12 protein-coding genes and 3 pseudogenes are annotated in these 21681 nt (G+C 54.0%); 2 read left to right on the top strand and 13 right to left on the bottom strand.

The features are described 5' to 3' along the window. Positions 1 to 280 precede the first annotated feature (280 nt). The 9 genes and pseudogenes from BOW52_RS10985 to nirB form a co-directional block, all read right to left on the bottom strand. Entirely contained in the window at positions 281 to 4240 is a 3960-nt protein-coding gene (locus BOW52_RS10985) for an EAL domain-containing protein (protein ID WP_078484128.1), read from the bottom strand. Between the two features lie 297 nt (positions 4241 to 4537). After that, a complete protein-coding gene (locus BOW52_RS10980; RefSeq protein WP_236725715.1) occupies positions 4538 to 4990 on the bottom strand; it encodes a hypothetical protein in 453 nt (150 codons plus the stop codon). 108 nt (positions 4991 to 5098) lie between these two features. Beyond that, on the bottom strand, positions 5099 to 5656 hold the full coding sequence (locus BOW52_RS10975; protein WP_078484126.1) for a hypothetical protein: 558 nt from the start codon (positions 5654 to 5656) through the stop codon (positions 5099 to 5101). A gap of 189 nt (positions 5657 to 5845) precedes the next feature. Then, entirely contained in the window at positions 5846 to 6334 is a 489-nt protein-coding gene (locus tag BOW52_RS10970) for a hypothetical protein (protein ID WP_078484125.1), read from the bottom strand. Positions 6335 to 6694: 360 nt separating this feature from the next. Then, positions 6695 to 8671 (bottom strand): DmsC/YnfH family molybdoenzyme membrane anchor subunit, encoded by a 1977-nt coding sequence (locus tag BOW52_RS10965; protein ID WP_078484124.1) that lies wholly within the window; start codon positions 8669 to 8671, stop codon positions 6695 to 6697. 9 nt (positions 8672 to 8680) lie between these two features. After that, positions 8681 to 10875, bottom strand: a pseudogene (locus tag BOW52_RS10960) (molybdopterin oxidoreductase family protein). A gap of 57 nt (positions 10876 to 10932) precedes the next feature. Continuing rightward, positions 10933 to 11259: a nitrite reductase small subunit NirD gene (gene nirD / locus BOW52_RS10955; protein WP_078484123.1), complete on the bottom strand. Its 327-nt coding sequence runs from the start codon at positions 11257 to 11259 to the stop codon at positions 10933 to 10935. A 30-nt stretch (positions 11260 to 11289) separates the two neighbouring features. Beyond that, entirely contained in the window at positions 11290 to 11658 is a 369-nt protein-coding gene (locus tag BOW52_RS10950) for a group I truncated hemoglobin (RefSeq protein WP_078484122.1), read from the bottom strand. 27 nt (positions 11659 to 11685) lie between these two features. Continuing rightward, positions 11686 to 14148: a nitrite reductase large subunit NirB gene (gene nirB, locus BOW52_RS10945; protein WP_078484121.1), complete on the bottom strand. Its 2463-nt coding sequence runs from the start codon at positions 14146 to 14148 to the stop codon at positions 11686 to 11688. A gap of 373 nt (positions 14149 to 14521) precedes the next feature. Between nirB and BOW52_RS10940 the strand changes: the two genes are divergently transcribed. Next, a complete protein-coding gene (locus BOW52_RS10940; protein WP_078484120.1) occupies positions 14522 to 15991 on the top strand; it encodes a NarK family nitrate/nitrite MFS transporter in 1470 nt (489 codons plus the stop codon). 91 nt (positions 15992 to 16082) lie between these two features. Continuing rightward, positions 16083 to 17795 (top strand): bifunctional protein-serine/threonine kinase/phosphatase, encoded by a 1713-nt coding sequence (locus BOW52_RS10935; RefSeq protein WP_078484119.1) that lies wholly within the window; start codon positions 16083 to 16085, stop codon positions 17793 to 17795. A 94-nt stretch (positions 17796 to 17889) separates the two neighbouring features. Here the strand turns inward: BOW52_RS10935 and BOW52_RS10930 are convergent. From BOW52_RS10930 to BOW52_RS10915, 4 genes and pseudogenes are all read right to left on the bottom strand, one after another. Continuing rightward, a pseudogene (locus BOW52_RS10930) lies at positions 17890 to 18780 on the bottom strand (pseudouridine synthase). 155 nt (positions 18781 to 18935) lie between these two features. Then, a complete protein-coding gene (locus tag BOW52_RS10925; protein WP_078484118.1) occupies positions 18936 to 19616 on the bottom strand; it encodes a GGDEF domain-containing protein in 681 nt (226 codons plus the stop codon). Between the two features lie 94 nt (positions 19617 to 19710). Next, positions 19711 to 20562: pseudogene (locus BOW52_RS10920) on the bottom strand (ABC transporter ATP-binding protein). 112 nt (positions 20563 to 20674) lie between these two features. Continuing rightward, positions 20675 to 21574 carry an ABC transporter permease gene (locus BOW52_RS10915; protein WP_078484117.1) on the bottom strand — a complete coding sequence of 300 codons (900 nt, stop codon included), beginning with the start codon at positions 21572 to 21574 and terminating at the stop codon, positions 20675 to 20677. Positions 21575 to 21681: the final 107 nt, after the last annotated feature.

The following is a 21681-nucleotide window of genomic DNA, read 5'->3' as shown; positions in this document are numbered from 1 at the left end:
TCTTCGTCGTTCGCTCCCGCTCTCAACTACGAATAGGCAGACGGCGTCGACTATCGCGGACTAACCGCCTTCGCTTCGCTATCCATGGCGGTCAGCGTCAGACCTTTCACTTTCTTTGAAGCCATATCGAACTACCTCCTTTGAAAACATCTAAAGTGATGTTGGAATAAACGACTATCACACAAGCTCTCTGCAACAGCAATCAGACCCTGCAGAAACGGACATCCTCTGACCGCGCAGTAAACGTAGACCACTAATGCGACTTATGTTGAGACAACTGCTATTGCATATGAGATGAGAAAGCATCGCGTATATGACCGCGCAACTGCTGGTCATCCCATGGCTTAGCGAGGAAGCGGTAGATCCACCCCCTATTGACTGCTTCGGTCACCGTATCAAGATCGGTATAACCACTCAGTATCATGCGAACGGCATCGGGATAGAGCTCTTTAACAATATTCAATAACTCAACGCCATTCATCTTTGGCATACGTTGATCCGAGACAATCACATCCACCTCATTTTGGGCCAGCAGCTCAAAGGCCTCGTCCGCACTCTCTGCTGCGAGAATGTGATAACCCTCATCCCTGAGCGTACGTTTCAGCGCTCTCAGGATATTCGGCTCATCATCAACCAATAGAAGCGTAGGCGTACGCGCTCCTTCGTCATTGGGTATATCGATCACGTTACCGTTCTGCAACATCTCTTGTGCCTGGGCACTCTCAACCGATCGACTAAAGTAGTAGCCCTGAATATCGTAACAACCATTTCTACGTAATATCGAAAGTTGTGACTCGGTCTCCACCCCTTCTGCAATCACATTCAATCCCAGCCCCTGAGACATGGCGATGATGGTACGTACGATCGCTGCACTCTCTGTCTCATGAACCAGCTCGGCGACAAACGACTGATCGATCTTGAGCCGACCGAAGGGGAAGTGTTTCAACTGACTGAGGCTTGAATAACCGGTACCAAGATCGTCCAGAGCGATCATAACCCCCATGTCACGTACCTTTTCCAGCAACTTTCTCACCCCTTCAGGATCATCCATCAGCGCACTCTCTGTCACCTCAATCTCTAGTTGTTCTGCTGGCAGTTGATGCCTTTTTAGAGCCGCCGCAATGGTGTGATTAAACTCCAGACTCCGCAGTTGATGCATTGAAACGTTGATCGACATCACCACGGGCGGCAGCCCCATCTCCCGCCACGCCACAGCCTGGGCACAGGCCGTTTGTAACACCCAGTCGCCAATCGGGATAATCAGCCCGGTATCCTCTGCCAACGGAATAAACCGATTAGGAGGAATCAGACCATGCTTGGGGTTCTCCCATCTCAGCAGCGCTTCAAAACCGGTGATTTTTCCACTGACCAGATTCACCTGTGGTTGGTAGTGGAGTAACAACTCATCGTTTTCAATTGCACGACGCAGCTCACTCTCAAGTGTCACACGCTCCATCACTCGCGTATTGAGCTCCTCGGTAAAGAACTGGAAGTTATTACGCTCCAGCTCCTTGGCACGATACATCGCCGCATCGGCATTCTTTAGCAGAGTCTCACTATTACTTCCGTCACGAGGAAAGATGCTAATACCGGCACTGACGGTAATATGCAGATTGATATCTTTGTAATCGATTGACTGCGCTACATCTACCAGTAATCGATTCGCTATCGGTGGAATATCATCAACACTCCCCACATCAGCAAAGACCATCACAAATTCATCCCCACCATATCGGGCTACCGTGTCGCCTTCGCGAGCAAAGGTTTTCAGCCGGTCACCAAATATCTTCAGCATGTGATCACCGACCGAGTGACCCAGACTGTCATTGATCACCTTGAACTGATCAATATCGATAAACAGCACCGCTGCCATGCGTTGATAGCGATGCGCATAGGCGATCGCCTGACTGAGACGATCCTGCATCAGGTTACGGTTGGGCAATCCGGTCAGGTCATCATGGTTGGCCTGGTATTCAAGCTGATTCTCATAACGTTTGTATTCGCTAACATCATTGATAATGCCAACATAGTGCGTCACCCGACCATTCTCATCCTGAACCGGTGCAACATGGAGATCATTCCAAAACAGCGATCCATCCTTACGATAGTTTCGCAGCAGTGCGCTGCCGGTACGGTGTTCGGCAACGGCCTGGCGGATCTTCTCCAACTCCGGCTGCTCCTGCTCCATTCCCTGAAGGAAATTTGGATTTTTCCCAATAACCTCCTCTGCACGATAGCCCGTGATCAGTTCGAAGGCTGGATTGACGTAGGTAATACGGTTATTTGGGCGTATTGCATCGGTAATCAACACGCCATTGAGTGTTGCCTCAACGGCCCGATTACGCAGCAACAACCCCTCTTCACCCATCCGCCGCTCGGTTACATCGGTACCAGAACTCAGAGTGCCTATCGCCTTTCCCTCTACGTCTCTCTGCAGTACGGTATTGGACCACTCGATTAATCGCCGTTCACCCGAGCTGTTGATAATCCAGTTCTCATGGGTAATCACACCCATCTGATGTTGCCCCGACAGCAGCGGTGTAAACACCTCACCCCAGAGCCGCTCCTGTTCAGTTACCGAGATGCAGAGATCAAACCAGTTACGCCCAACCACCTCATCTTCGTTATAACCGACAATTTCCAACCCCTTGCGGTTAATCATCATCACGTTTCCGTCGTGATCAAGCGCCAACATCATCACACCGGCAATATCGAGATAACTCTGCGCTATATCACGCTGCGCTTCAGCCTCCTCAGTAGCGTGTTTAAGGTCGGTAATATCATCAAAGGTGGTAATCACCTGGCAGGGCTTCTTCTCGTCAGGCTCAAACTCTGGAACGCTGTTAACCAGTATCCATCGGTGTCCACTCTCGATTGGGTTGTACACCCCCATTACTACATCCTTGACCACACGCCCTGAATGCAGAGCCACCATTGAAGGGTGTGTCTCAAACGGGAATTCAGACCCATCGATGTGAATCGCCTGCCACCGCGAATCGTTCGAGTGGCGCCCGTTCAACTCCGTCCTTTCAAGACCAAGAATTCTCTCAGCCGCCGGATTATTAGCGGTGATATTTCCTTCTACATTCTGGTAGACCACTCCCTGCGCCATATTTTCAAACAGATAACGAAAGTGCTCATCACTCTCCTGAGTAGCGCGAAACTGGCGCTGCCAAGAGTAGACATATATGGCAATAAATAGGGTTGTAAACACCCCTCCCACTAGCAGCACCCAGGCGGCATAGCCTAACTGCGGTTCAAAGTAGCCAGATGCTGGCGCCGTGACTATTCGCCACTCACCTCCGGCCACTTTGATCGTCTCCGCCTTTACGAATCGAGCATCGGAAGATGCCATCGCCCTGATCGATTGACTGGCGATGCGGGATTGATGTCGATAGATTTGTTGTAATTCCCCATCCTGTGATCGCTCATCAATCCAGATATCGATCCCACGCGGCTTCAGGATCGATATCGCCTCCTCCACCATATCGTTAATGTGAAAAACTCCCAGCGCAAACCCGAGCAACCTATTACGCCGCCCTACAACAGAAGCTGGTGGCTCTACACCTTCATAGACAGGCACATAGAGAAGGAAAGCTGCGGCACCGTTCACTTCTTGTACAAGTTTAAGTGGATCGGAAGTTGACGACTGGCCACTATCACGTGCCTGCTCAAGCGCAACACGTCGGCCCATCTCTGAGGCAAGATCAAAACCCAATGCACTCTCGTTTCCATCCGTCGGTTCGATATAGAAAACGAGGAAATAGATATCACGCTCTGCAGCACCAACCAGCACCCCCTCCTCACTGATCTCACTGATTTGAAAGCCTGGGTAGAGTTCGCTCGCAGATCTCTCAAATGCTGTCCGCTGATCATGGGTTACGCGGGGTATCCATTCGAGAGCCTGAAAATCACCATGTGACGTCAGCAACTGGCGAACATAGGTGCTGTAATCGGCCTTGGAGACCTTGGGGTTGGTTTTAACAAAGGCTGAAAGGGCGCGTACGATCTGCTCATGACGCGCCAACTCATTACTGATCGCATCAATTCGCTCGCCAGCCGCAGTTTCAAATTCAACGGAGAGAGAGATCTCCTCGACCTGCCGCTCATAAAGGTAAACACCAATAAAGGCCGAGATCGCCACCAGTGCGGTTGCAATAACAACAGTCTCAGGGGGAATACGCCGTAACAGGTGATCAATCGCCGCTATTAGCGGCGTCTCTCGCATCTTTGTTCTCATGCCTCTGAATATAGACAAGAAAACAGAGAGTTTCTTTTTGACTCAAACCAGCGCCAGCATCTGGTTAGTTGTTGTTATCCAGCCCATTTAAACCTGATGCCATTGACTTACAGCTACCGCCTACAGACGGCGTCAGAAAACCACCTACAAACCAGGCATCACCCGGTTAGAGACTGACAATACAACAAGATAACGTGAATATGAGATATGGAGACAAACATCCCTGAGAGCAGGTAATGGGAGTGCTACAGCGCATGCAGTGAACACCGGACATTCACCAAAGATCAACTCAAATGCTTAACGAAACATGTTGCCCATATAGTCCGCCGGGTTGGAGAAGGAGTTCACGCCACGATCGATGTTGTAACCCATTCGGTTCATCGACGGCCCCATACTCGCAACAGAAGGCGCCATAATCGAGACATTACGGGCAAGTGAATCAAGGTCATCTGACATCAGCACATACATGTCCGACATATGGGTATCCACCTCGGCGATCTCCTGCTCCATCTCGGTCATCTTCACCGCCATGGTGTTCATGCCGCCTTTCATTTCACCCATATCACCCGACATGCTGCCCATGTCGGTCTGCATCGCCTGCATAGATGACATCATGGCGTTCATCGACTCCTGCATATTCAGCATCGCATTCATCATCACGTACATAATGGTGCACATCACCGCCCCACCGATCCATGAGCCACCGACGATAATCATCGTACCGAGGTTCGATCTATTCTCTTCAGACATCTTGTTTGCCTCCAACCAATTTATATACCTATAGGTAGAAGCATTGCAGAAAACACACCCTCGCGTCACTAAAACTGGCATCGGCACTCATTTGCAACGCAGTCCAACTCAGTCGACCACAGAGACCTGATTTGTTGAAATCTTCAGCTCTGACAGCTTCTTCAGCAGCGCCTCAATATTTTTCTTACCAGCCCCTTCATTCGCCATCTGCAGACGCTTGATCGCGACAAATGCATCACTAACCGTGGCGGTATGCGCCGCCGCCAGCGTATCATCAAAGATCACAGTGCTATTTTGGCTATCTGTCAATACATATCGGACATGTGTCGTCACGGTCATATCAAAACCGAACATCGGCTGATCGACCTCCTTAAGCTCAATCTGCAACTGATAACGACCAGTCTCGGCCAGAAGACCCTGCGAAGCGAGCGACTGTTTCACCGCGCCAGAGAACTCTTCATTACCGATCTCTGATGTCCAGGCTGGATTGGTCTCCTCACCGCCCGTAACGGAAGCGACCTCGACACCATTTTTCAACGCCGCGTCATACGCCCTCGGCGTTACCACCACATCTGTATGCGCCATATTCTCCATTTTCGCCCCCGAAGCGCAGCCATAAAGGTAGAGCAGCCCTATCGAGACAACAAACATTTTTATGATTTTCATTTTCACTCCTTTCAGTTAAAAACCAAGTTCAAACCTAGGATAACAAGCTGATTATTCAAACAAAAAAAGAGGACGCACGGCGTCCTCTTTTTGATCAAACTACGACCTGCCCTACAGCCAAATCCGTCAACAACTACGACCTTTGCGGCTAGTCGTAGGCTAGGCACAGTCCAGGCTCCTGGTGTTCGATTATTGAATCTTCTGTAGCCTTAGAACCTGCTCTGTAGAGAGGGAATCAATCGTCGCGATCTTGAGCGTATCGGATTTGATCTCCGCCACACTCTGATCCAGAGAGACCACAACCTGCTCTGGCAGGTTATACATCGCACCAGTCATAGGATCGACGATCAGCATACCGATGATTCCACCAAACAAAATGTTGCCGAAGTACCAGCCATCGATGGAACTGGTCATGGTGTAGCTCTTATCGCTATATCCATCCTTGCTAACAACGATGGTGTAGGTCTCACCCTCAAAAAATCCAGATGATGACTTCAGTGAGACAGTCGCTGGCGTCATACCACTATCAACCTTCATGCCCGATTTATTGGTTACCACAAAGTTCGCATTCTCTGGGTGACTGGTGATCGCAACGGCGTAATCCGATTTACTGATAATACTCGAGCAGCCCGAAAGCAGTGCAACGGATAGGGCCAAACCTGCTGTAATCTTCTTCATTGTTACTCCTGATTAGTATTGTTAAATCCAACTTACTTACATCTTTAAATCAGTACCTGAAGTAATTACCCAGATACTAAAAAAGCCACACAGCGACACAATGCACTGCATAACCATTTATTTTTATGAATATTAATCACAAGCAGATACGCAATCGGCAGATCATGCCAACAGCATATGAAATCAGAGGAGTCGCTATAGGGGGGGGGGGGCAGCTCCGTGCCAATCAATATTCCATTTAGTTGCTAAGCATACCGGATAGCCGCATGGCTTTAAATACCCTTACTTAATAAGGGGTGTCACCAATCATAGCGCAGAGGCCTGGTGGTACGTGTCACACCTACAGGCCTCTGCGCGATATTAGCCCGTCACGATGCGCCACAGCTGCGAAAGTTTTTCGCGCACTGTTGTGGTACGGATGGTTTCAACCAGCTCCCTCACCTTGAACTGGTGGTGCTGCTCGTAGGCGACGCCGAGCTGCGGCATATCGGCGAGACCGACTTCACGCGCATGCTCGACAAACCCTCTGTTCTTCCAGAAGAAGGCGCCGGGCATAGTGGTGGGAATCACCAGTACATAGAAAAGCGCGCGACCGATGGTTGAGCTGACCAGCGCCATTACTGCCAGCAGTGCGAAGGCCCAGCCGTCGATCAATCCCATCAGCGCCATGCCGACCGCAACGATCAGTGAGACCGCCAGCAGGCCGTTGCGCAGCCAGTAGGCGTAACCGAAGGTGGTCGACTGCTCGTAGAAGGAGGCGGCACCTTCACTCTCATGCCCCTTCAGATCCCTGGCGTGGTAGAGCAGTCCCACGCCCTCCAGCGCCAGACCAACACCGGCGATCATCGCCAGCAGACGGCCCAGCTCCGGCGTCATCTGAGCGGTAAGCAGTGCGATTACCGCCAGTAGCAGTGCACCGAGACTCAGTGCACTACCGGCAAAGGTAGCGGCGGTCTGCCAGTGGTCCCAGAAGGGGCGCGCCGGAATGCGGTAGAGCTTGTACATGAAGTAACCGCCAATAGCGGCACCCGCCAGACCCAGCACCGCGAATACATCCTGGATCACCACCGGGAAGTTGTGACCGAAGAGTTCATCGGAGAGGGCGAAGAGGGCGAAGAGGGCGAAGAGGGTGAAACCGGCCAGGCCGACAAAGAAGAGGGTGACCCCCGCTATCTCACGACTCACCGGCGACATGCGCAGGTTGTAGAAACCGCGATAGAAGCGGTGCGGTTTGCCCAGATGCATATTGAGCTTGAACAGACCGACCGCCATCATCACAAACATCACCGACAGCGCTGGCACAAAGGCGGAGCTGGCGGCGAAGTTAGCGATCGCCTCCTGACCGAACCAGCTGCCGAGTACCAGCATGGCAAAGGCACCCATTACCGTCTGCACACTCAGGGTGAAGGCAATATGGGCATTCTCATGCGAACCGAGCAGCCTCTTCAGGTTCCACTCACGCTTGAAGCCGTGCTTCGGATCGAGTGCCGGACGGAACCTGCCCTCGCTATCGTCACGGTGGTACTTGAGCGGGGTACTGTCGACGCGCTGCATGTCGCGTTGGGTGGTGCGCGTCTGCTGGAAGCGGATGTTGGGGTTGGTGATGTCGGTGCGCGGGAAGCCGGGGATCTCCGCCTTCGCCTGGGTTCGCCCCTCGGGCACGTTCTCGATCACACCGAAGTCGAGCGCCTTGCCGAGACAAGCGGAGGCGCAGGCGGGTTTGAGTCCTACCTCAAGACGGTCGACACACATATTACATTTAGTCACCTGCCCCTTCACCGGATCGAGCTGCGGCGCGTTGTACGGACAGACCCAGGTGCAGTAGCCGCAGCCGAAACAGATATCGGGGTCTTGCAGCACCGCACCATACTCGGCGAACTTGGTATAGGCGCGGGTCGGACAACCTTTCAGACAGACCGGATTGTCGCAGTGGTTGCACGCCATCGAGATGTTGAGGCGCTGATAGGCGGGATAGCTACCCCCCTCGACAAAACCGACCGAGCGGAAGGCGATGTGCGCCGGGTTGTCGTTCTTCTCACTGCAGGCCGCCTCACAGGCGTGGCAGGCGATACAGTTGTCGGCGTTGAAGTAGAAGCCGTGCTGTTTGTAGCGGTTGGGATTATCGCCAATCTCAGGATTTTCGTTGATCTTGAGACTGACACCGTAGCGTGGGTCTTCCTCAGTCACGGTCTCTATCGACCTTCCGTAGCGGTTATGTGTCTGACTACTCGGATCATTGAGCAGCGCATAGGTCGGCTCATTGGCACGCGCTTTGAAGATCGGCGCTTCACCTTCGATGCTCTGCTCTACTGCTGAATCTGTCACTTTAACTAACATCGCAACACCTCAAAATTTTCTCATTTCCATGCTCAGACGCGCGGCACCGAGTTGATCGGCAATCGTCTCGATGCGAATCGCCGACTGCTTGTAGGCGGGCTGACGCGAGTGCGGATCGAGCAGCCCCAGGGTGAGGCGGTTGGCACAGTCGTGGAAGTGGAACGGAAGGAAGACCATGTTCTTCGGTACACGGTGGGTCGGCTGCGCCATCACCACCGCATCGGAGCGGCGCGAGACGAGACGCACATAATCACCGCGCTCAACCCCCAGTTCCGCTGCCAGATCGGGATTGATCTCGATGAACGGAATGGGACTGTATTTGTTGTTGTTACCGATCTTGCCGGTCTTGGTACGGCCGTGCCAGTGCTCGATCAGACGACCGGTATTGAGCCAGACGGGGAACTTCTCATCCGGCACCTCGTTGTTATCGATAAAGGGGAGCGGTATCAGCTTCGCCTTGCCGTCGGGATAGCTGAAAGCGCCATCCTCGGTGTAGAGGCGCTTGCCACCCTTCGGCGGTGCCTCACCCCTCTCCAACTGCTGCTCGGTGTAGGGCCACTGAACACCACGACTCTGCTCCAGCAGTTCGTGGTTCATGCCGGAGATATCACAGAGACGCCCCTTCGAGAGTGAACCCATCTCGAGAAACACATCGGGGGCGCGTTCCGGAAAGCTCACCCTACCCTCCTTGTTGAAACGCTCCGCCATACGATTGAAGACCCACAGGTCGGGCTTCGCCTCACCCGGCGGGGTGCTGATCGGTGTAACCAGATTGATGCGCCGCTCGGTGTTGGTCATCACCCCCTCCTTCTCCGCCCAAGTACCGGCAGGCAGATAGACATGGGCGTAGTGGGCACTCTCGGTATCTTCGTAGCAGTCCTGCACAACACAGAACTCGAGTTTCTCCATCGCCTTGCGCACCCGCGCACTGTTGGGCAGTGAGGTAAGCGGATTGGTGGCGATCAGCCAGAGCCCCTTGATCTGACCCGACTCAATGGCGTGGTAGATATCGGTCTGGAACATGCCTCGCTGCTTGGGGAAGAATTCGGGATCAACGTTCCACGCCCTGGCGATCTCCGCACGGTGTTCGGGATTCTCCAGCACACGGTAGTTAGGTAGACCGGAACAGGAGGACCACTCGCGGGTACCCATCGCGTTGCACTGGCCGGTGATCGAGAGGCTGGTGCCACCCGGTTTGCCAATGTTGCCGGTGAGCAGCGCCAGGTTGTTGATACCGACCACGCCGTCGGAACCGTGGGTCGACTGATTAATACCCATGGTCCAGATCTGCATCGCCGCACCGGCGTTGCCGAAGAGACGTGCCACCTGGCGAATCGAATCCTCGTCGATACCGCAGATCTTCGAGGCGGTCACCGGGTCGTACTTTTCGACCTCCGACTTCAGCGCATCAAAGCCGTTGGTATTGGCGGCGATATAGCGCTCATCGATCATCTGCTCCTTGATCAGCACATGCATCAGCGCGTTCTGCAGCACCACGTCGGTACCGGGCGTGATCGGCAGATGGATATGGGCATTCTGTGCCAGCATGGTGACACGCGGATCGACCACTACCAGCGGGAAGCCGCGCCGCTCCTGCGCCTCCTTCATACGCCAGTAGATGATCGGATGTTGCTCGGGCAGATTGGAGCCCCAGGCGATCAGGCAGTCGGTGTGCTCAAAATCGTCGTAGCAGCCAGGTGGGCCGTCGGAGCCGAAGGAGCGCTTGTAGCCCGAGACGGCCGATGCCATGTATTGCCGTCGTAGTTGTTGGTACCGATCAGGCCGCGGGTCAGCTTGCCGAGGGTGTAGAACTCCTCGGTCAGCATCTGCCCGGTGGAGATCACCGCCACGGAGTCGCGGCCATACTTCTGCTGGATAGAGACGATCTCGTCGTGCACCTTGTCGAGCGCCGCATCCCAGTTGGTCTCGGCCCACGGCTGGTGCCAGTGCTCGCGCATCTTCGGCGTCAGGCCTCGTCCGGCGGAGTCGAACAGTTCGTGCTCAAAGATCCCCTTCAGGCAGAGTTTGCCCTGGTTCACATTGGCATCGGCAACGCCGCGCGAGGCGACTGCCCTGCCGTTACTGTCGAGACCCACCTCAATGGAACAACCGGTGGAGCAGTAACCGCAGGTGGCGTACTTCCACTCCTGCACATCCTTATTGGCGATCGTGATCGGGTTCTTCTTCTGACGACCAAAAAGCATCTATCTCACCTCAGTTCGTTGGAAACAGGTAGTACGCAGACACTACCCGCGTAGCGTTTAGCAGTTTTTATTGGCAACCGTGTTGAGCGAGATCACACCCGCCTCAACCTTCACCTCATAGGTCGGCACACACCCTTCATCGGGCGCGACAACCGCACCGCAATCGATATCAACGTTCCAGTTGTGCAGCGGACAGGTCACTTTTTTACCGTGCACAATCCCCTCGGAGAGCGGCCCGCCCTTGTGTGGGCACTTGTTGCGCAGGGCGAACAGCTCATCATCTGAGGTGCGGAAGATCGCGATCTCTTCATCACCACTCGCCACAACCCGTGAACCCAAACGGGGAATATCATCAAGCTTTCCAATCTCAACCCAGTTCGACATTATTTAATCCTCTATCAATTTCGCTCTGCACTATCTGCAGAGCACATCGTCACGTATCGATTCGGCAATTGATGCCGCCTCACCGATCAGTTCAGCAGGAACATTCAGCGCCTGCAGCGCGGCACCGAGGTTCTCGATCACCGCATCGAAGTGACTATCGTTAAGACCCAGTTTCTTAACCAGCGGAGCATGCGCCTCGCGCATTCCCCGCCCGGAGTAGTTCGGCAAGCCACCGAAGGCGAAGCTAAGAAACTTCTTCTGGTGGCCACGCTGCCTGGCCATATCGGTATTTTCAAAGAAGTAGTTGATGCGCTCATCGGCCATCACGTTGTTGTAAAAGAGATCGACAGCGGCATCGATCACCTTTTCACCACCCAAACGTTCGTAGAGAGTGCTCATATCGGTTCTCCGCTGATTGATCTGAAATCAGCCGTTAGCAACGACCTTCTCCTCATCTTCGTTAAAGGTTTTCATCGGTACGAATTCGAGACGATGCTCAGGCTTGGTATGCTCGGCCCAGGGGTCCTTCTGCGAGATCTCCTGCGAGATCAGGAAGCGGGCACTGAGTGCCTTACGATTCTCAACATCATCGACGAGGCGCTCCTTCACATAGTTGAGACCGACACGCTCGATCCACGGCGCAGTACGCTCCAGATAGCGCGCCTCTTCGCGATAGAGCTGCATGAAGGCCGCGGCATACTCGAGCACCTCACCATCGGTCTCGACACGGGCCAGCAGATCGGTGACACGTACCTTGATACCGCCGTTACCGCCGATATGTAGCTCATAACCCGAGTCGACTGCCACCACGCCAAAGTCTTTGATAGTCGCTTCGGCGCAATTACGCGGACAGCCGGAGACGGCCATCTTGAACTTGTGCGGGGTCCAGGAACCCCAGCTCAGCTTCTCCAGATCAATACCCATCGCGACTGAGTCCTGAGTACCGAAGCGACAAAACTGTGAACCGATACAGGTCTTAACCGTTCGCAGCGCCTTGCCGTAGGCGTGGCCAGAGACCATGCCGGCATCATTCAGGTCTGACCAGATCGCCGGTAGTTGATTCTTCTTCAGACCAACCAGATCGATACGCTGACCGCCAGTCACCTTGACCATCGGCACCTCATACTTATCGGCCGCATCGGCGATGGCACGCAGCTCATCGGGGGTGGTGACACCGCCCCACATACGCGGCACGACGGTGTAGGTACGATCCTTCTGGATGTTGCCGTGGGCACGCTCGTTGATGAAGCGCGACTGCGGATCATCGACCGCCTTGGTCGGCCAGGAGGAGATCAGGTAGTAATTAAGCGCTGGACGACAGGTGGGACAACCATTCGGATTGCGCCACTCCAGCTTCTGATAGACCGCCTCCATTGAGGTCAGCTCACTATCGACAATCGCTGCACGCACCTGATCGTGGCTGTGATCGGTACAGCCACACATCGGTTTGACCTTCGGATGGGAGAGATCGCTACCAACGGTTGCGGCGAGAATCTGTTCGACCAGACCACTACAGCCGCCACAGGAGGCCGAGGCCTTGGTATGCGCCTTCACCTCATCAAGGGTAAAGAGTCCTTCGGTGGTGATAGCGTGCACGATGTCGCCCTTGGTGACACCGTTACAACCGCACACCTCGGTGTCATCCGACATATTCATCACGGTATTACCGGCACCGTGGCCCGAATCACCGAGGTGGCCCTGACCGAACATCAGAGTATCGCGGAAGGCGCTGACATCGGCCTCCTCACGCATCAACTGGAAGTACCACGGACCGTCCATGGTCGAGCCGTAGAGCACCGCACCCTGGATGCGGTTGTCCTTCAGCACCACCTTTTTATAGATGCCCTTTGAGGGGTCGCGGTAGACAATCTGCTCACACTCATCGTCACCGACAAAGTCACCCGCCGAGAAGAGATCGACACCGGTCACCTTCAGCTTGGTCGAGGTGACCGATCCCTCGTAACGACCGTAACCGAGCTGGGCGAGGTGGTTGGCACAGACCTTGGCCATCTCAAACAGCGGTGCGACCAGACCGTAACACTGGTTACGGTGCTGTACACACTCACCCACCGCGTAGACGCGTGGGTCATAGGTCTGCATGGTGTCGTTAACGACGATACCGCGACCACAGTAGATACCGGCCGACTCGGCCAGGGCGATGTTGGGACGAATACCGACCGCCATCACGACCAGATCGGCGGTCACCTCACGACCATCTTCAAAGGTAACACCCTGTACCCGTTTGCGGCCAAGGATCTCCTTGGTCGAGGCGCCCATAATGAATTCAACGCCGCGCTCCTCCAGCTCCTGCTGCAGCAGGGTGCCAGCCTCTGTATCGAGCTGCTGCTCCATCAGGGTGTCGCGGATATGCACCACGCGAACCTTCATACCGTGTTTCTGCAGACCGTTGGCCGCCTCAAGACCGAGCAGACCACCACCTATGACTACTGCATGGCGATACTGCTTCGAGGTCTCGACCATCGTCTCGACATCCTTCACGTCGCGGAAGCCGATCACACCTTCGAGCTCGTGACCCGGTACCGGCAAGATAAAGGGGTTGGAGCCGGTGGCAACCAGCAGGCGATCGTAGCTCGCCTCCATACCGTCATCGGTGATCACCAGGCGGTTCTTGCGATCTATCCTCACTACCGTCTTACCGGTATGCAGAGTGATGTTGTTCTCGGCGTACCACTCGGGGGTGTTGAGCATGATCTCATCGAGCGTTGCCTCACCGGTGAGCATCGGCGAGAGCATGATGCGATTGTAGTTGCCGTAGGGCTCGGCACCGAAGACGGTGATCTCATAGGTATCGGGTGCGATCTTCAGCAGCTCTTCGAGCGTGCGCACACCGGCCATGCCGTTTCCAATCAGTATCAATCTTTCTTTCATAGTGAGTATTCCGTTGTTGCAGTGAGCTTGTCCCTCTCTAGAGCAAGGGGCATGCCAGTGTCATCCACCCATCAACGAACTTTTATTTATCTATGCTTTTCAGTTGGTTATGAAATACCAATAAATTCACTATGTCTTCAACACCCCCCTTAAGCACCAGATCGGTGCGTTCATCGGAACAGGTGCGCGGCAACAGCGCAGAGACAACCCCCCTTTTGGTGCAGAGAGGTTAGAGCACGCACCACCACCCAGCGAAGCGCCGTGCGAAAGGAAACAAAATCAGCCAAAACAGGGCTTTTTTGCCACTTTGAAAAGCTGGCCCGGAACTTGCTAATAGAGGTTCATCAACTTCAATGACGGAGACCTAATTCCAATGTCGGAATCGAAACTCAACCTGTTTTCCTTTAGCGGAAAGACACGCATCCTGCACCTCAGCTGGTTCGCCTTTTTCCTCACCTTTGTTGTCTGGTTCAGCCATGCACCATTGATGGCATCGATCCGTGAGACCTTCGGTCTGAGCGATCAGGAGGTGAAGATGCTGTTGATCCTTAATGTGGCGCTGACCATTCCGGCGCGCATCATTATCGGTATGCTGGTTGACGCCTTCGGACCTCGCCGCATCTTTTCGATGCTGCTATTTGTCTCAAGCTTCCTCTGTTTCGGTTTCGCCTTCGCTGATGATTTCGAAACGCTGGCGATGATCCGCTTCCTGCTCGGTTTTGTCGGTGCCGGTTTTGTGATCGGTATTCGCATGATCAGCGAGTGGTTCCCTGCCCGTGAGGTTGGTCTCGCTGAGGGCATCTACGGTGGTTGGGGTAATTTCGGTTCCGCCGCAGCCGCGCTCACCCTGCCAACACTCGCACTCTGGTACGGCGGTGATGATGGCTGGCGTTATGCCGTTGCCACCACCGGTGCAATGATTCTGATCTACTCGGTGGTCTACTTCTTTAGCGTTACCGACACCCCCAAGGGCTCGACCTACTTCAAGCCGAAGAAAAACGGTGCGATGGAGATCTCCAGTCGCGGCGACTTCTTCCTCTACCTGCTAATGAACATCCCGCTCTATGCAGCACTGGCGCTGCTCACCTGGAAGCTCGGTCCAAGCAACCTGAAGATGCTGGGTGATGCTCCCGCCACCATGATCTATGCCTCACTGATCGGTCTCTACATCTTCCAGACTATTCGGATCTACCAGATCAACAGCCACGTCTTTAATGCACCGGTACCGGAGATCGAACGCTACAAGTTCAAGCAGGTTGCAGTACTCGACCTTGCCTACTTCGTCACCTTCGGCTCCGAGCTGGCCGTGGTCTCGATGCTGCCGCTCTTCTTCATGGACACCTTCGAACTCTCAATCGTCCAGGCCGGCATGCTCGCCTCCGGATACGCCTTCATGAATCTGGTGGCACGCGCCTCGGGTGGTCTCGCCTCCGATAAGATCGGTCGAAAGAAGAGCCTCGCGATCCTGATCACCGGCCTCTCGATCGGCTACTTCGTTATGAGTCAGATCGATTCGAGCTGGCCGATCACAGTAGCAGTACTGGTCACCATGGGTTGCTCATTCTTTGTCCAGTCGGGTGAGGGTGCGGTGTTCGCGATGGTGCCACTGGTCAAGCGTCGCATGACCGGACAGATCGCCGGTATGGCGGGTGCCTACGGTAACGTCGGCGCGGTCACCTTCCTCACCATACTCTCCTTCGTCTCACCCTCGATCTTCTTCATGGTGATCGGTGGCGCGGCGATCGTGGTACTGGCAGCGGTATTGCTCTTCCTCGATGAGCCAGCCGGCCAAATGGCCGAGGTGATGCCTGATGGCACCGTGCAGATGATCGACGTCGCCTGATCATCTTTCAACAAACCACAGCGGGCGGCGTCTGTAGCAGCTACAGCACCGCCCGCTTCTTTTTGTCTCATCCGGGGTACTATCTAACGCCATGAGCAGACAACTCACCATCACCAGCGGTCAGTACAGCGTCGCTGGCATCAAGGCAGAGAATGAAGATGCCTGCGGCATCCTCACGCCCGAAGGTTCGGCACTCAACACCAAGGGCATATCGATCGTGATCGCCGACGGTATGAGTGGTTGCGAGGCGGGACGTGAGGCGAGCGAGGCGTGTGTCAGCGGATTTTTTAACGACTACTACAGCACGCCGGAGAGCTGGACGGTAAAGAGTTCAGTACAGAAGGTGCTCTCAGCACTCAATCGCTGGCTCTATGGTAATGGACAACGTGAGTACAACAGCGCCAAAGGGATGGTCACCACCTTTAGCGCACTGGTGCTCAAGTCCAACACCGGTTACCTGTTCCATGTTGGTGATACGCGCGTCTATCGACTACGCAATAACGACCTGGAACGACTGACCACCGACCACCGCATCCAGATCGCCAACGATCGCAGTTACCTCAGCCGCGCGATGGGTATCGAGCCTCATATCGATATCGACTTTCGTACGATCAATCTGGAACAGGGCGATCAGTTTCTACTGCTTAGCGACGGCGTACACGAATTCATCGACGATGCCACGCTGAAACGGATGCTCATTGAAGGCGGCAGAGAGCTGCAGACAACCTGCGAGGCAATCGTTAAACATGCCGAACAGCAGCAGAGCGATGACAACCTCACCTGCCAGCTGGTGAGTGTCGAGTCACTGCCCAATCAGAATGAACAGGAGTTCTATCGCAGCCTCACCGAACTCCCCTTCCCGCCCTCACTCTCGGCCGGTATGCGCATCGATGGCTATCGGGTGCTGCGCGAACTCTTCTCCAGTAAACGTACCGAGGTGTTTCTTGTTGAGGATGAGGAGAGCGGTGAACGACTGGTACTCAAGGCCCCCTCGGTCAACTACAACGACGACCCCGACTACATCAATCAGTTTCTGCATGAGGAGTGGGCGGGACGACGTCTCAACAGCGACCACGTATTGAAGGTTGTCGATCAGCCGCGTCAGCGTCACTTCCTCTACTACCTCACCGAACATATCGAGGGACAGACCCTGCGCCAGTGGATGAACGACAACCCACGCCCTCATCTACAACGGGTACGCGAGATCGTGCATCAGTTGGTTAATGGACTGCGTGCCTTCCATCGACTCGAGATGATCCACCAGGACCTGAAGCCGGAGAACATCCTTATCGACGGTCACGGCACGGTGAAGATCATCGACCTCGGATCGACCAAGATCGCCGGTATCGAGGAGATCGCCACTCCACTGGATGATGACAACCTGCTCGGTACCGTTAACTACACCGCACCCGAGTATCATCGCGGTGATATCGCCACCAGCCGCTCTGACCTCTTCTCACTCGGCGTGATCACCTACGAGATGCTGACCGGCAAGCTCCCCTACGACCGTGAGCTCAATGCTCGCAATCTGATGCAGGTGCGCTACGTTCCCGGCAAACGCCACTTCCCGGAGCTGCCCTTCTGGATGGACAAGGCGTTGGAGCGTGCCGTTCGCCTCGATGCGACACGCCGCTACGACATCCTCTCCGAGTTCGAGCATGACCTCAGCCACCCCAACCCCGCCTATATCAAAGAGGCGCAACAGCCACTGATCGAACGCAATCCACTCGGCTTCTGGCGCGGGCTGGCGATTGCACTACTACTGATCAACATGCTGCTAGTTGCGCTACTGGTCACCGAATAAACAGAACATCTTTCAAAAACCAGCCGCAAAAAACACAAAGGTTTTTAGGCTCGATCACCCAGCCGTAGGGTGGGTACACTTCTGTGCCCACACGTTAAAGCTCAAGATCTCTATCGCTTTGAAAGAAACGCCTCTCTCCACTAAAGGGGTCTTCAAAGGCGATCGTTTTAGCTAGCAGCTGTAGAGGGGCGGTAAAATCATCTCCCCTTTCAGATTGTAGTTCCGGATAGCTTTTATCATTAAGAATCGGAACGCCCAACGCCGCCATATGCAGCCGCAGCTGATGTTTCTTTCCTGTGACGGGCCGTAGACGATATCGACTGATATCGCCGTGCTGTTCGATCAGCTCGATAAACGTCTCGGAGTTGGGCTCACCCACCACCTCCTGCATGCGGAAAAATGGATCACCTTTCTCTATTCAAGAGCGGTAGGTTAGTAGCAGTGGCCGATCCGTCAGCGTGGGTGCTATCGCCTCATAGACTTTACTCATCTCACACTGCTCAAACAGTGACGCATAGGCACCACGACTCTCTGGATTGTGTGAGAAGAGCACTACCCCAGCCGTCTCTCGGTCGAGCCGATGCAGTGGGATCAGGTGTTCAAGCTGAAGTTTATGTTTTAGCCGTACCAGTAAGGTCTCATGCAGAAACCGACCGGCTGGGATAACGGGAAGAAAGTGCGGCTTGTCGACCACCAGTAGATGTTCATCCTGAAACAGAACCACTTCATCAAAAGGTACTGGAGTCTCTTCATCCACTTCACGGTAGTAGTAGATCATGGTGCCAGCTTGATAGGGATCATCGGGCGCTAGCTTCCCGCCATTCGCATTGACCACCTCGCCGCTCTCCATACGAGCAAGCCAGATCTCACGCGACACATTCGGAAAGTAGTCGAGTAAAAACTCCAGCATAGAGCTCCAGTCACCTACTGGTAGGAAGTGTTTGCTCGCAGATACGCCGTTGCGGATCGGTAGGGGTGATTGCATAAAGAGACATCGTCTTGTTTATTAATCACTGAAGCCAGATGGCGATGAACAGCGATAAGACAATCATCATAACAAGGTCAAACAACATGCTGTTACTGAAAACACCAGAACAGCTGTGTAGCCCGAGACTACATATCTACAAACCAGGCACCCGCTTAACATCTCTCCACTGCTGGCTCGATGTAGTGGTGACCATTTTTGATCGATTTATCACGATACATGCGTTGATCTGCAGTTTCGATCAACGCCTTGATACTCTCACCATCGGCAGGATAAATTGCACAACCTGAACTTGCGCTGACAGATAGCTTTAATTGATCCAGTTCAACACTGACGCACAGAGAGCTCTCTAATTTTTCAGCAACCCCCTCACAGCTTCCAAGGGAGTGTGTGAAGCGAGTCAGACAGAGAAACTCATCACCACTGAGACGAAAAACCTCATCACTTTTTCGAATGTTTGCCTGTAAGCGATCAGCCACTGCGATCAGCGCCTGATCACCCACACCGTGACCATACTGGTCATTGATCTGTTTAAATCGATTCAGATCGAAAAAGATGAGACCAAACATCTCTCCATTCCGCCGACAGAGGGTGATCTCCCTCTCAATCTGCAGTTGCTCCTCACGTCGATTATAGAGGTTTGTTAATGCATCAAATCGAGCCTCGTCAAATCGCCCCCTGCAATAGTGAAACTGCCCACGTAGTCTTAACAGCAGATAGAACGCGGCAACCAGTGCCATCATCACCATCAGTATCGATACGCCCCACGGATAGTTATCCGTCACATTCCATGCCGCTGTAACAATGATAAACAGCACGATCCAGGTAATGGACACCAGTCCGACTAAACGTTTTATGCAGTCCACTCTTACACTCCGCAGTCAACACTACCCAGAAAACACACAGAGCTGATTACGCCACCTCAACGTTTCAACCTGCCGCCAACTTCAGCTTCGGTCCACTTCTCTCTTCATCACTCTTCTTATTAACCGGCACATCGGGCTGCGCGTGGCGTTCGTGCAGGAAGCGCAGCACCTCGGCGCGGTAGTGGTTGTAGGTAGGATCATCGGCCAGCATCAGTCGGTCACGTGGGCGCTGCAGTTCGATATCGAGAATTTCACCGATAGTGGCTGAGGGTCCGTTGGTCATCATCACGATCCGGTCGGAGAGCAGCACCGCCTCATCGACATCGTGGGTGATCATGATCACGGTGTTATTTAACTCCGACTGGATCTCCATCAGTGAGTCCTGCATGTGGGTACGGGTCAGAGAATCGAGCGCACCGAACGGCTCATCCATCAGCAGTACCTTCGGCTCCATCGCCAGGGCGCGGGCGATACCAACACGCTGCTTCATACCACCAGATATCTCATCGGGACGCAGGTTCAATGCGTGGCTCATATGCACCAGCCCAAGGTTATGCAGTGTCCACTCATCGCGCTCCTGCTTGTTCTTGGTCTTGCTAAAGACCTGATCGACAGCGAGTCATACGTTGTCATAGACCGAGAGCCACGGCAGTAGCGAGTGGTTCTGAAATACCACCGCACGGTCGGGTCCGGGTTCGGTGACCTCCTTGTTCTCCAGTAGCACACCACCGGTGGTGGCGTTGAGCAGACCGGCAACAATATTTAGCACCGTCGACTTACCGCAACCGGAGTGTCCGATGAGTGAGATAAACTCACCCTTATCGACCTTGAGTGAAACATCATTCAGTACATTCAACGGGCCGTTATCGGTGTCGAAGGTGATACTCATATTTTCCAGACTTAGATAACTGTTCATGACAGCTCCTTGATAGATCTTGTGTAGCCCGGATGAAACAGCGTGTAATCCGGGAAGCTTATTGTTAACAACACCCCGGGTGTCGATGCGCGACATCCGGGCTACAAATCATTTAACGCAGTACTGCATTGCGATCCCAGGTGGCCCAGCGCTGTAGCATCAGCATGCCGCGATCGAGCAGGAAACCGAGAATACCGATCACCAGCACCGCCACCATGATGCGCGAGAGCGAGTTGGAGCTACCGTTCTGGAACTCATCCCAGACGAACTTTCCAAGACCGGGATTCTGCGCCAGCATCTCGGCCGCGATCAGCACCATCCAGCCGATACCGAGCGAGAGACGCAGGCCGGCAAACATCATCGGCACCGATGAGGGCAGTACGATCTTCATCGTCTTGGTGAACCAGCCGAGACGCAGCACACGGCTCACATTGATCAGGTCCTTATCGATCGATGAGACACCGACGGTGGTATTGATAATGGTCGGCCAGACACAGCAGAGAGTTACAGTGATCGCTGAGGTAATGAACGACTTATCGAACATCGGGTCGTCACTCACATAGACCGCGCTCACCACCATGGTGACAATCGGTAACCAGGCCAACGGTGATACGGGTTTAAAGATCTGAATGATTGGGTTGAGCGCACGGTAGAGCGTAACGCTCATGCCGCAGACAATTCCGATCGGAATGGCAATCAACGAGGCGATAATAAATCCGGTTGCCACCGTAATCAGGCTGGTGAAGATCTGATCGATAAAGGTCGCCTTGCCGGTGTAGGGACGAGTCTTGATTGTTGCATCGGGATTCTTCGCCAGCTTCTTGGCGTTGCGCAGATCCTGGCGCTCATAAAAAGCGACCTCCTTCTGTCGCTCCGCCTTGTGCTCTGCATAGAGCTGAATCGTCTGCTGCCAGACCTGTGCAGGCCCTGGCAGCTTACCCAGCGATGTTGTAACGCTGGATGCCCCCGTACTCCATAGCGCCAGAAAGATAACTACTGCTATGAGTGGAATAAGTAGAGTTTCGGGGAGTCGCTATTTTTGCGGAAGCTTGTTTTGGGCATCCAAGCCCAAGCAAGCGGCAAATACTTAACGCGACCGTTTATGCCTGCGGCGCCCCG

Origin of the sequence: Solemya pervernicosa gill symbiont (assembly GCF_002020875.1) — a bacterium.
GTDB lineage: Bacteria > Pseudomonadota > Gammaproteobacteria.
The sequence above is the reverse complement of the archived record's forward strand: the minus strand, read 5'-3'. Positions and strand labels throughout refer to the sequence as shown.